Below are 12,277 nucleotides of genomic sequence, written 5' to 3' on the forward strand. Positions count from 1 at the left end.
GGTGCCGCTTAAAAAATACACCCTAGTAGCTAAATCCTTAAAAGCTTTAGAGTGAATTAGACTTTGACAAGCCTTAGACTTTGAAGTGCTTGTAAGCTCACTTTGGCTAAAAGCATTTAACGCTTCGTCTAATTGAGTTTTTATGCTTTGATTTTTAGGATCTTTCAAGACTTGATTTTTTAAATCTGCTATATTTTGGGCTTTGCTTTTTTGAGTATTATCAACTATAAATGCCAAAAGCAAAACACTTTCTTTATCCACAAAAAGCACTTTAAAACACTGCTCATCATTTCCCACGCTAAAATCAAGCTCTTTGGCAGAATTTTGTAAATTTGATAAGTCTTCATTTTTTATATTTGCTACATTACTCATTAAAGCTATACTTGAAAGACTTTCATTTTTTAATACATAAGCACTTATATCACTGATAAAAGTTTTTAAATTTCCCAAAGCTTGAGCCGTGCTTGCTTCATCTTTACTTGTGCTAAATTTTGGCAGGGCAACCGCAGCTAAAACTCCAAGTATAATTACCACAAATACAAGCTCTATAATAGTAAAAGCCTTTTTCATAACACACCTTGTAAATTTTTTACTTTAGGGCTTATAAGATCATCTTCTATATTTACAAATTCTTTACGCTCATAAGCTTCACAAGCTGCTCTTGCTATCATCAAAGCATTGTCTGAGCAATACTCAAGTGGAGCTAGCAAAAGCTCGCATTGATAGCTTTGACATAAATGCTCTATTTGACTTCTTAAGCTTAAATTTGCACTAGCTCCACCTACTATACCAAAGCGTTTAAATTTATACTCTTTAAAAATTTTTTCTAACTTGTTTAAAATATGAGCTATAGCTGCTTTTTGAAATGCAAAGGCGATTTTACTTTTACGCTCTAAGCTTAACTCTTCTTTTAAAATTTCCAAACGCACTTGGTTTTTAAGTCCTGAAAAGCTATAAGCTAAGTCTTTAGAATGAAGCAAAGGTATACTAAATTCTAAATCACTTTCTTTTGCATTTTTAGCTAAATTTTCTATGATAGCTCCACCAGGATATCCAAGATCCATCATCTTAGCTACTTTATCAAAACTTTCTCCAAAGCTATCATCGGTTGTTCTTGCTAGCTCTGTGATTTTACCTTGCCCATCGATAAAAAGCACCATAGTATGCCCACCACTTACAAGCAACACACCCATATCAAAACTAGCTTTTTTATCTAAAAACATAGAGTAAATATGCCCTTTTAGATGATTGATAGCTATGAGTGGTAAATTTAAACTAATAGCAAGCATTTTAGCCATAGCAACCCCACCTATCAAACTCACACTAAGACCAGGTTCATTTGTAACTGCTATGGCGCAAAGCTTATCAAAGTATTTTTGGCATTTTTCTAAAATTTTAGGTAAGGCTTCACTGTGCAATCTTGCTGCAAGCTCAGGCACCACCCCTCCATAAACACTATGAGCATTTTCTTGAGAAATTTTTGTATGAAAAATGCATTCAAAGCTATTTTTATCTATAATAGCAATAGAACTATCATCACAAGAGCTTTCTATAGCAAGGATTAAGCTTTTCATTGAAATTCCACTAAAATCATACCGATAAATTTGTCTTTTTCTTCTGCTTTTTCTATGACTTTTACAGGTATGTTTGCTTTTTTAATTTCTTTAAAATTTGTCTTTTTTTCCAAAGCTTGATTGGTTAAATTTGCATTTTTTAACTCATAAAATTCCACTCTATAAATTTTTCTTTTTTTATCTAAAGAATAACGACTTTGCATTTGATTTTTGCTAATTTCTATACCACTTTCATCAATGCCTCTATCAAAACCTATAACATTAACTCTTACACCCACAATAGAAGGAATTTTAAAGCTATTTTTTACCATAATTTTTTGAGCAAAAGTTGTTTGTATATTTTTTCCATCTACTATCATTTCAACACTATCTAGAGCATTTGAAAATTCAAAGTATTCAGGATATAGTCTTGTTTGCAAGCGATTGCCGTAATTGACTGAGTATGAATTAGCATTTGAAATCACAGCTGTAATTTCATTGCTTGCTTCATAATTTAAAGCTTGATTAACAGGGAAAGGTAAGAAATTTATAGCATTAGTAGGTTTGTCAAGATAAAGTAAAATTTTATCATTAAAAAGTCTTACTTCTAAAGGCTTTTCAATAGCTCTATAAACTCCATTTGGAGTTAAATCAAAAGTTCTTTGAAATTCTATATTTGCCTTTTTTAAATAATACTCCACCGCCAAAAGATGATAATACACTCTTAAATGTGTTGGTAAATTTTTGCTCGCTTCGTTAGCAAAGGCCGCTTTGTGATTTGACACTACAAAATAAGTCAAAGCCTTTAACATATCTTTATCATTACTTTCTTGGGTTTTGGTGTTTTTTAAATGATATTGGTGTTCTTCTTTTACCAAAGCTTTATTGATATTTTCCACCGCTTCTTTAGCTATACTTTCTAAGTCTGCATATTTAGTAGAATTTACCTCACTTTGATCAATAATGCTAGTGTTACCCCAGCGGTTTGGGTTTTTATCCTTACTTTCATATTGTGGTCTATAAAAACCGCTTCCATCATGTAAATTTATGACCATATTAACTTCAGGATCCAAAATAAGCTTTTTTATACGCTCTATGGTGTGAAAATCAGGATCACTTTCATCTATATGAGCAAATTTTCTATTTAAATCTCCAAAATTTCCCCTATTTCTAGCGATAATACTTTCAAAAGCCAAATTTGGCGCAACGATGATTTTACCTTTAGTGATATTATAATCACTCAAAAGCAAGCTAGCCGCATGAAATCCACCTGGCTCATCTCCTTGCATACCTCCAAGGATTAAAACTGTGTTGTTATCACCTAAACTTTTTCCTTTTTCTTTAACACTAAATTCTAAAGCAAAAACCACATTTATAAAAATCAAAACACTTAAAAAATATCTCACTTCACTTCCTTGTTTAAATAAAGCCTTACTTGTTTATCGTACTCAAAAACATCTTCAATTTGGTTAATCTTTGGCACACCAAAATGATCTAGTGCTTTAAAAATGCCCTTGGCTATATCTAAAAACTGCACTTTTTGGGCTAAAAATTGATACACCATATACTCATTTGCACTATTTATAATCACACCTAAATCAGGCTCTTTCAAAAGTTCATCTTTGAGTGAAAATATAGGATATTTTTTTAAACTAATTTTTTCAAATTTTAAACTTGAAATGGCTAGTAAATCTAAATTTTCTATAAAGCTTTGATCATGCTCATCTAAAATCGCTTGAGCTATAGATAAACGCATATTTGCATGAGAAAAATACGCGCTTATACCACCATCTTTAAATTCACACAAAGCATGCACTAAAGATTTTCTTTCTATCAAAGCATCTATTTGCTTAATACCATAAAGATGATAAGCTTCAATGATTTCAAAAAGCTTATTGCACATACTAGCACTATCTATGGTGATCTTAGTCCCCATACTCCAGTTAGGGTGTTTAAGGGCTTCTTTTACGCTGACATTTTTTAAATCTTTGATTTTATAATTATAAAAAGCCCCGCCACTTGCTGTGATGAAAAGCTTTTTAATATCTTTTCTTTTATCTATCAAACACTTTAATGCTGCGTGTTCGCTATCTATGGCTTTAATCTTAGAAGTGTCAAAAAATTTCCCTGCTACTACTAGGCTTTCTTTGTTTGCTAAGGCTAAGGTTTTGCCAAGTTTTTGCGCCATAAGACTTGAGTTTAACCCTGCAAAACCTACTATAGCATTTACCACTAAAGAGCTTTTACACTCAGTTATCATCGCTTTTAAGCCCTCTTGGCCACAAAAAACATTATCATGATCAACTAAGGTTTTATCTTTTTCATCTTGAATACATACAAATTTAGGCTTAAAAAGAGCTATTTGCTCATTTAAAAGCTTGATATTTTTACCACAAGATAAAGCTTCTATGCTTATATTTTTTTCTTTAGCGATAAAAAGAGTATTAACCCCTATACTTCCCGTGCTTCCAAGTACAATCATACTAAAGTTGCCATTGCAAATGCTGCAATGATAACAGCATCAATTCTATCTAAAACTCCCCCATGTCCTGGGATTAAATTACCACTATCTTTAATACCTGCTTGTCTTTTAAAATAACTCTCAAGTAAATCCCCTATCACAGCAAAAATAGCTACGATTAAAGATATATAAATACTTTTTACCAAGCTAAATTCAAAAGAGCCTATGATAGTTCCTAAAATCCCCGCACAAACTATGCCACCCACAACCCCTTCTAAAGTTTTATTTGGACTTGTTGGAGAAAAAGCTCTCTCACCAATGAGTTTTCCTATAAAATACGCTCCACTATCACAAGCAACAACAATCACTATAAGCCAAAACAATACAAACATACCCTCATAGCTTAATACTTGATAAAGCATTAAAATAGGCAAAGTAGGATATATATAAGGCATAAGCTCATTTAAATTTTCACTTTTTTTATAAACTAAATATCCCAAAATCAAAATCAAAGCCATAAGGCCTATAAAGAAAGGTTTGTCTAAAAATGCTCCTATTGCAAAAATACATAAAGCTACAAAAGCACTTGCATGTTTGCTTTTAAACATAGCTTTTGCTTCATTAAATGCCAAAAACAATAAAACACCAAAAATAGCAAAATTAATCAAAAAATTATCCACTAAAGCAACAACAGCTATCACAGCTATCATCACAATAGCACTAAGAATTCTTGTCTTTGAAAACATTTTTATCCTTTCTATATACTTAAATCAAGCAAATGAGAACTTTTTTTAACTACTTCTTGTTCTTCTTGTTCTTCTTCATCTTCTTGCTCTTGTTCTTGATGATGCTTAGAATGCTTTTTTTCTTCCTCTTGCCTTTCTTTTACTTCATCACTTACTTCATGAGTTTGATTAACTTTTTCAAGTTTTTCAACTGCCTTTTCTTTTGCTTGAAATTCACTCATATTTACTAAAGTTGCAAAAGAATCTTTTGCTAATTCGTTACTTGCTTGTGCTGAATGTACTGGCGCATTTTGGTTAGCAAAATGAATGCCACCTATGGGACTTATAGGCATACTTACTCCTTTAAAATGCTTAAAGTCTTATAATTTGTATAATTTACAAAAGCCTTCTCTCTCACCTTAACAAAATTCTTACTCGTATAATCGACCAAATAAGCTCCAGAGCTTAGCTTGGAAAATTCCACACAAAGCTTTGCTGCAAATTCTAGCACTAATTGACTTATTTTTAATTTATTTGAAGTAATGATCACATGTGCACTAGGATAATCTTTCACATGCAACCAAATATCATCTTTTTTAGCTATTTTTAACAAATATTCATTAGCTTTTTCATTGCGTCCTACGCTGATTTTAAACTCATCAAAATAAAAGCTGCTAACTCCCACATTTAGTTCTTCTTTTTTAGTTTTTTTAGTTTTTTTAGGCATTAAAACTTCTAATTCTCGTAAAGAAGTGCTTTTAACAATTAAGTCTTTTAAATTTATTAAAAAATCAAGTTTTTCACTTAAAATTTCTCTTTCTATATTGACATTTTTAGCCTTTTGTTTTAATTTTTTTGCCATTTTATAAAATTCATTCGCACTGTTTTTAGGAGTATCTTCGAGATTAAAAGCAAGCTCATTTGCATTAAAATCTTGTAAAATAAATTCTCTTTGATAATCTTTTAAAGAATTTAAATTAGCAAATAAAACATCTGCTTTTTGGCTTAATTCTTGAGCCTTTTTTAATAAATCACTTTCTTGCTCTAAATTTTCTATACTCTCTTTAAGAGTAAAGATTTTTTTATCTACATTTAAAAGTTTATTTTCTTTAATATCTTTTATGCGCTCTTGCTGTAACTTTTTAGCACTTTCTTTAAAATATGCATTAAAATCATCAATTTTTATAAATTCTTCTTTGATTTCATAAGCTCTTAGTGCTTGAAGTTTTTCGCCTATTTTTACAACGCGGTAGCTTTTATCTATATGACGCAAAGCTTCTATGATAATATCATCGGCGTCTGTGATGATTACATTGGTGTTTTTTCCTGTAAATTCAAAATAAATCTTAGCTCCATAAGCTTTGTAAGATTTTTCTGATAAAACTTCAAAAGATAAAATTCTATTATTTTCTAATACTTCTAAATTTAAAATCTTTGCATTAGAGAAGTATTTTTTTAGCATAAAATCAAAAGGTGCATTATAGACTTTTGCTTGGAGTTTATCTTGGTAAATTCCACTTTTTCCACGCGTTAAGTCTAGTACAAAAGCTTGATGATCTAAGCTAAGCTCTAAGATATTATCATCAAGGCGTTTGAGATAATTTAGTCTTTGAAATTGTTTAAAATAATCTTTTATTTGTATTAAATCTGTATATTTCATAAATATATTATAAAATATTTTGATGAATTTATGAGGTTTTTTATGAGTGAAAAAATTCCCTATCCTTGTGTGATTTTATGTGGTGGAAAGTCTTCACGCATGGGAGAAGATAAAAGCTTATTACAAGTAGATGATAAAAACTTAACTCTTTATCAGTATGAAAAAATGTCAAGGATTTTCACCCAAGTTTTTATTAGCAGCAAAAAAGATAAATTTCATCAAAAAAACTTAGCACTTATTTTAGATGAAGATTTAAACAACTACTCCCCACTCATTGCCTTAAATTCCATACTTAAACATTTTAAAAATACCTATGTATTTATCCTTAGCGTGGATACTCCAAACATAAACAAAGAAAGTTTTTACAAGCTTTTTGATCATCTAAAATCACAAAATATACTCTTAGCAAGTACAAAAAAACACAAGCATTATTTATGTGGATTTTATCATGGTAGAATTTTTGGAAAAACTTTGCAATTTTTACAAGAAAACAACCACAAACTAGCCTTTTTTTGTGATACAATAAAAGCAGAATTTATAGAATTTGAAAATGAAAATGAATTTATAAATTTAAATTATTTTAATGAATACAAAAAGTGGCTTCGTGAAAAAGACAATTCTACCTATACTATGTGCTTTTAGTGCTTTAAAAAATCTTGGCACAGAAAAATCATACAATCCTTTTGGTATTAGCACGCATAATCTTAGTTATTTTATGCTTGTTTCTTATAGTTTTAGCAAAAAAGATTATAAAAGCCTAAATTTCAAATTAGTCTTAAAAAAACCTTTTTTGAAAATCTTTTAAGTTTAAATGAAAGTTACAACATAGGCTATACACAAATTTCATGGTGGCAACTTTATGAACATTCATCGCTTTTTAGAGAGACTAATTATTTGCCTGAATTTTTCATCAATTTTCCTATAAGTGGGCATGGAACTACGGTGAGAATCTTATTGAGTATAATAAATCTTCGAGTAGATTCTCAAGTGGAATTTTGTTAATATATTAAAATGGAAAAATTTTGCTTTATTAAGTTTATCATTAATAATGAAAAGTCTTTTAAAAGATTATGTGAGTTGTTTAATTATATTAAAATTTTAAAAGATGAAAATTTACAAATAGAAGATTTATACACAGATGAAAGTATATATAATTTTTATAGCAAAAAAGAATTAGAATATTTCTCAAGCAAAGATTGCTGGGAACTTGATGATATTTTTGATTGTATAGGAAATGGAGAATATTATTTTCATTCCATAGAAAAAATAGAGGAAAATATTGCCAAATTATATTTTTACCCCGTTTCTTTTCCTTATGGTGGAGTTGAACCTATAATCGAGTTTATAAAATCATTCCAAATGAAAATTCTTACAATTGATTGTGGTTATATGGAAGAATTTGAATATTAAAAGTCTTTTAAGACTTTTAATATTAAAGCAAGCAAAACGCTATAACACTACCTAATATAAGCAAAGAGCCATTAAAACACAAAAAGGTTGGTATACAAGTATCTTTGATATGATCGCCTTGCTTATCTGCATTGAGCCCTACACTCACCCCCAAAGTCGTTTCACTAGCAGGTGATCCTGCATCACCTAAAGCTCCAGCAACGCCGATGATAAAAATAATCGCAGCAGGTGAAAAACCAAGCTCTATACATATAGGACAAAATAAAGCAGCAATGATAGGAATAGTACCAAAAGAACTACCTATGCCTATGGTGATTAAAAGCCCTATAGCTAGCATGATAAAAATAGCTAAAAAGTGACTTTGCTCCATAAAAGGCACACTTGTTTTTACAAGCTCAGCTATACCACCACTTTGTTTTAAAACCTCTCCATACCCCGAAGCAACAAGCATTACAAAAGCTATATAACCCATGATTTTAAGCCCATCATCAAAAACCAGATTAACTTTGTTATACTCTACTCCACCTAAAATCACCATCAACACAAAACCCAAAAGCCCTGATAAAGGTAAATTGTGCGTTAAAATTTGTAAAATCAAAGTCAATCCAAGACCAGCTAAAACACCCCACTCTTTTTTGCTCATTTTTAAATTTTCAAAATCCACTTTGGCAATTTGCTCTTCTTGATATTCTCTTGGTTTAGCATAAAATACAAACACAGCCAAAAATAAACCAACTAACATACAAATAGCCGCAAAAGCCATAGTTTGAGAAACTTCTCCTAGGCTAATTTGCACTCCATTTGAATTTAAATTATCCACAAGCAAAGTTTGAAAAATAAGCCCAAATCCCAAAGGCACGACCATATAAGGTGTGGTAAGTCCAAAAGTTAACGCACAAGCAATAGCCCTGCGATCTATTTTTAATTTATTAAAAAGTTTCAACAAAGGCGGAATCAATAAAGGCACAAAAGCTACATGGATAGGAATTAAATTTTGTGAAAAACAAGCAATAAGCGCTAAAGAAAGTATAAGTAAATATTTTTTATGTGAAATATAATGCGAAACTATTTTAATCAAATATGCTGTTAGATTAGTTTTTGATATAGCAGCAGCTACCGCTCCAAGCAAAATATAACTTAGTGCTGTTTGTAAATTTCCTTGCATACCATCGATTAAAACTTTCATAGAATCCATCATAGCTTGTGGAAGTTGAGTAAAAAACTCTATCAATGTCAAATGCTCTACATTCATAAATTTAGACCAAATGCCTACAAAAAGTCCAGAAAGCAAAACACTAAGCAAAACATTAAACCTAAAAAAGCACAAAAGCGTCATTAATAAAACGCCTATAAACACCGGATTAGTTAAAAGCATTACATTCCTTAAATTAAAATAATTGCACATTTTAAATAATTTTCTTTAAAATACCATTTAAGTTTAAAAAATTTAAGCAAAAATTGCAAAATAAAAGCATAAAATGATAGTTTTTACTTTAAAAAGGATACAAATGAGAAGTGATGCGATCAAAAAAGGACACTTAAAAGCACCAAATCGCTCTTTACTTAGAGCATGTGGTTTAAATGATGATGATTTTAACAAGCCTTTTATAGGTGTGGCAAATAGCTATATAGATATCATTCCTGGGCATTTTTTCTTAAATGAATATGCAAAAATCATTAAAGATGAAATTCGTAAAAATGGTTGCATTCCTTTTGAATTTAACACCATAGGTGTGGATGATGGTATAGCGATGGGGCATGATGGTATGCTTTATTCTTTGCCAAGTCGTGAAATCATTGCAAACTCTATTGAAACAGTGATGAATGCGCACCAACTTGATGCACTAATTTGTATCCCAAATTGCGATAAAATCACTCCAGGTATGCTCATGGGAGCTTTAAGAGTTAATGTGCCGACTATTTTTGTTAGTGGTGGGCCTATGAGAGCTGGGGTAAATAAACATGGAGAAAAAATCAGTCTAAGTTCTGTTTTTGAAGCAGTGGGTGCTTATGAGGCTAAAAAAATCAATGAAGATGATTTAAAAGATATAGAATGTAAAGCTTGTCCTAGCGGGGGATCATGCTCGGGCATGTTTACTGCAAATTCTATGAATACTTTATGTGAAGCTATGGGTATAGCACTTGAAGGAAATGGAACTATTTTAGCACTTAGCAAAGAAAGAGAAGAACTTTTAAGAAAAGCTGCGCGTAGAATTTGTGAAATTGCACTAGATGAGCATTTTAAAATTCGCAATATCATCACTAAAAAGTCCATTAGCAATGCTTTAGTTGTTGATATGGCTATGGGCGGAAGCTCAAATACTATCTTACATATGCTTGCCATTGCTTATGAAGCGGGTGTAAATTTGGATATAAAAGAACTTAATCACATCAGTGCTAATGTGGCCCATATAGCCAAAATCGCTCCATCTTTAAACACAATATATATGGAAGATATACACAAAGCAGGTGGAGTGAGTGCGGTAATGGCTGAAATAGCTAAAAAACCAGGCCATATTTTAGAACTTGACACTCTAGATATTAGTGGAAAAACTTTAAAAGAACGCATTGAAACTGCTAGCATTAAAGATGAAAATATTATAAGAAAAATAGACAATGCCTATTCAAATGTAGGTGGACTTGCTGTGCTTTTTGGAAATTTAGCCGAGCAAGGCTGTGTGATAAAAACTGCAGGTATCATGGGCGAGCGTAAATTCAAAGGCAAAGCAGTTTGTTTTAACTCTCAAGAAGAAGCCATTAAAGGCATTATAAAAGGCAAAGTTAAAGAAGGCAATGTATGTGTAATACGCTATGAAGGACCAAAAGGTGGACCCGGTATGCAAGAAATGCTTAGTCCAACCTCATTGCTTACAGGCATGGGACTCGGTGCTAAAGTAGCACTTATAACAGATGGACGTTTTAGTGGGGCTACAAGAGGGCTTAGCATAGGACATATCTCTCCTGAAGCTGCTGAAGGTGGACTTATAGCGCTTTTAGAAGATGGTGATGAGATAGAAATTGATGTAGATGCTTATAATATTAATGTAAAATTAACCCAAGATGAAATCGCTAAACGCAAAGCAAATTTTAAAATACCTCATAAGCAAGTAAATTCAAGATGGCTTAAAATGTACCAAAAACTTGTAAGTAATGCTAGCAAGGGTGGTGTTTTGGACTTAGAATAATTTTCTTAATTTCTTTAAGAAATTAAGAAATATCTTTTTAAATGTAAAACAAATATGAAAAATTATGTTAAAGTGGCCGGGAGAAAGGGATTCGAACCCCTGGAGGTGTGACCCTCAACGGTTTTCAAGACCGCCGCTTTCGACCACTCAGCCATCTCCCGTAAAAGAATAAAAATATCAAGTATTAACATCGCATTGGAGGCGACATCCGGATTCGAACCGGAGATCAAGGCTTTGCAGGCCCATGCCTTACCGCTTGGCTATGTCGCCTTGAGTTACCAAAAAGTGGTGCCCGAGGCCGGACTTGAACCGGCACGGAAGAAAAATTCCGAGGGATTTTAAGTCCCTTGTGTCTACCAATTCCACCACCCGGGCGGGTGATTAATGGAGCGGGAAACGAGATTCGAACTCGCGACCCCAACCTTGGCAAGGTTGTGCTCTACCCCTGAGCTATTCCCGCAAATAAGTTGAAATTATACAATTTAAAACTTAAATACACATAAAATGCACTTAACATTGGCTTGTAATCGTCATAATTTTTCTATTTAAAAAGAATTAATTTTATTTTTTTCTAATTTTTTCAGCAGTAAAATACACGATCAAAATTACACAAGGAGTATAAATGTTTAAATTTAACAGTTTATCTAATAAGCTAACTATGATAGCTTGTTTTCTAATAGCAATTATACTAATAGTTGTAAATATAATTAGCTATTATGAATCTAAAAAAAACACCGCCTATTATCTTGAAGCAATTCAAACAAAAACTATGCTAGATGTCAATTCAGCTTATGAAATATACTCAAAAAGCAAAAGGAATGCAATTGAATCTATAGTTAAATTTATACAAAAAAATCCGCAAGTTAACACAAACGAATTGTTTGATATTCTTGAAACAATTAAAGAATCTGCTGGATTTAATGTAGTATATGTAGGTTTTGATAATGATGGAAAACTATATCAATCCAACAGAATAATAAGAAGTCCTGAAACCACAGGTTTTGATGCTAGAACAAGATCATGGTATCAAGAAGCTAAAGCAGAAGGGAAGCTAGTTGTATCTAATCCATATAAAAGTATAGAAGATGATTCTATAACTGTTTCATATACAGCACCAGTATATATTAATGGAAAACTTTTAGCAGTGATTGGGGGTGATTATAACCTTCATACTTTTGCAAAAGATGTACTTGTAATGGGTCATTCTGATAGCTCTTATGCAGGTGTGTATGACAAAGAAGGAACAATAGTTTTCCACGAAGACAAAGATAGAATGCTAACAA

14 protein-coding genes and 4 tRNA genes are annotated in these 12,277 nt (G+C 31.6%); 6 read left to right on the top strand and 12 right to left on the bottom strand.

Annotated elements, in window-relative coordinates:
- From CAMP5060_RS07670 to CAMP5060_RS07700, 7 genes are all read right to left on the bottom strand, one after another.
- Positions 1-570: type II secretion system protein (locus tag CAMP5060_RS07670; protein WP_337218170.1), on the bottom strand; the 570-nt coding region annotated here is incomplete at its 3' end.
- A complete protein-coding gene (tsaD, locus tag CAMP5060_RS07675) occupies positions 567-1,574 on the bottom strand; it encodes a tRNA (adenosine(37)-N6)-threonylcarbamoyltransferase complex transferase subunit TsaD (RefSeq protein ID WP_214136346.1) in 1,008 nt (335 codons plus the stop codon). The genes tsaD and CAMP5060_RS07670, both read right to left, overlap by 4 nt.
- Complete coding sequence (locus CAMP5060_RS07680; protein ID WP_087700496.1) at positions 1,571-2,959, bottom strand: M99 family carboxypeptidase catalytic domain-containing protein; 1,389 nt, start codon at positions 2,957-2,959, stop codon at positions 1,571-1,573. Before CAMP5060_RS07680 ends, tsaD begins: the two co-directional genes overlap by 4 nt.
- Positions 2,956-4,035 carry a 1-deoxy-D-xylulose-5-phosphate reductoisomerase gene (dxr, locus tag CAMP5060_RS07685; protein WP_214136344.1) on the bottom strand — a complete coding sequence of 360 codons (1,080 nt, stop codon included), beginning with the start codon at positions 4,033-4,035 and terminating at the stop codon, positions 2,956-2,958. The genes CAMP5060_RS07680 and dxr overlap by 4 nt, the downstream gene beginning before the upstream one ends.
- Positions 4,032-4,760 (bottom strand): phosphatidate cytidylyltransferase, encoded by a 729-nt coding sequence (locus tag CAMP5060_RS07690; protein ID WP_087700494.1) that lies wholly within the window; start codon positions 4,758-4,760, stop codon positions 4,032-4,034. Before CAMP5060_RS07690 ends, dxr begins: the two co-directional genes overlap by 4 nt.
- Positions 4,761-4,771: 11 nt before the next feature.
- Positions 4,772-5,092 (bottom strand): hypothetical protein, encoded by a 321-nt coding sequence (locus tag CAMP5060_RS07695; protein WP_087700493.1) that lies wholly within the window; start codon positions 5,090-5,092, stop codon positions 4,772-4,774.
- A 2-nt stretch (positions 5,093-5,094) separates the two neighbouring features.
- Entirely contained in the window at positions 5,095-6,399 is a 1,305-nt protein-coding gene (locus CAMP5060_RS07700; protein ID WP_337217585.1) for an NFACT RNA binding domain-containing protein, read from the bottom strand.
- 42 nt (positions 6,400-6,441) lie between these two features.
- Between CAMP5060_RS07700 and CAMP5060_RS07705 the strand changes: the two genes are divergently transcribed.
- From CAMP5060_RS07705 to CAMP5060_RS07715, 4 genes are read left to right on the top strand one after another with little or no spacing between them, the layout of a single operon-like run.
- Positions 6,442-7,041 carry a molybdenum cofactor guanylyltransferase gene (locus CAMP5060_RS07705; RefSeq protein WP_261545400.1) on the top strand — a complete coding sequence of 200 codons (600 nt, stop codon included), beginning with the start codon at positions 6,442-6,444 and terminating at the stop codon, positions 7,039-7,041.
- Positions 7,004-7,204 carry a hypothetical protein gene (locus tag CAMP5060_RS08375; protein WP_250325634.1) on the top strand — a complete coding sequence of 67 codons (201 nt, stop codon included), beginning with the start codon at positions 7,004-7,006 and terminating at the stop codon, positions 7,202-7,204. Before CAMP5060_RS07705 ends, CAMP5060_RS08375 begins: the two co-directional genes overlap by 38 nt.
- Complete coding sequence (locus CAMP5060_RS08380) at positions 7,168-7,401, top strand: phospholipase A (protein ID WP_251813754.1); 234 nt, start codon at positions 7,168-7,170, stop codon at positions 7,399-7,401. Before CAMP5060_RS08375 ends, CAMP5060_RS08380 begins: the two co-directional genes overlap by 37 nt.
- A 9-nt stretch (positions 7,402-7,410) precedes the next feature.
- A complete protein-coding gene (locus tag CAMP5060_RS07715) occupies positions 7,411-7,809 on the top strand; it encodes a hypothetical protein (protein WP_087700490.1) in 399 nt (132 codons plus the stop codon).
- Between the two features lie 22 nt (positions 7,810-7,831).
- Here CAMP5060_RS07715 and CAMP5060_RS07720 read toward each other — a convergent pair whose 3' ends face one another.
- On the bottom strand, positions 7,832-9,184 hold the full coding sequence (locus CAMP5060_RS07720; protein WP_391527402.1) for a Na+/H+ antiporter NhaC family protein: 1,353 nt from the start codon (positions 9,182-9,184) through the stop codon (positions 7,832-7,834).
- A 133-nt stretch (positions 9,185-9,317) separates the two neighbouring features.
- On the opposite strand from CAMP5060_RS07720, the gene ilvD reads away from it, so the two are divergent.
- Positions 9,318-10,994 (top strand): dihydroxy-acid dehydratase, encoded by a 1,677-nt coding sequence (ilvD, locus tag CAMP5060_RS07725; RefSeq protein WP_337218171.1) that lies wholly within the window; start codon positions 9,318-9,320, stop codon positions 10,992-10,994.
- Positions 10,995-11,067: 73 nt separating this feature from the next.
- On the opposite strand, the gene CAMP5060_RS07730 is transcribed toward ilvD, so the two are convergent.
- The 4 genes from CAMP5060_RS07730 to CAMP5060_RS07745 form a co-directional block, all read right to left on the bottom strand.
- A tRNA-Ser gene (locus CAMP5060_RS07730) sits at positions 11,068-11,155 on the bottom strand.
- 35 nt (positions 11,156-11,190) lie between these two features.
- Positions 11,191-11,264 (bottom strand) — tRNA-Cys (locus CAMP5060_RS07735).
- A 16-nt stretch (positions 11,265-11,280) separates the two neighbouring features.
- A tRNA-Leu gene (locus tag CAMP5060_RS07740) sits at positions 11,281-11,369 on the bottom strand.
- A gap of 10 nt (positions 11,370-11,379) precedes the next feature.
- A tRNA-Gly gene (locus tag CAMP5060_RS07745) sits at positions 11,380-11,454 on the bottom strand.
- A gap of 309 nt (positions 11,455-11,763) precedes the next feature.
- On the opposite strand from CAMP5060_RS07745, the gene CAMP5060_RS07750 reads away from it, so the two are divergent.
- On the top strand, positions 11,764-12,277 hold a 514-nt coding region (locus CAMP5060_RS07750), incomplete at its 3' end, for a cache domain-containing protein (RefSeq protein WP_337218172.1).

It is taken from the genome of Campylobacter sp. 1569 (assembly GCF_024723675.1).
Classification (GTDB): domain Bacteria; phylum Campylobacterota; class Campylobacteria; order Campylobacterales; family Campylobacteraceae; genus Campylobacter_D; species Campylobacter_D jejuni_C.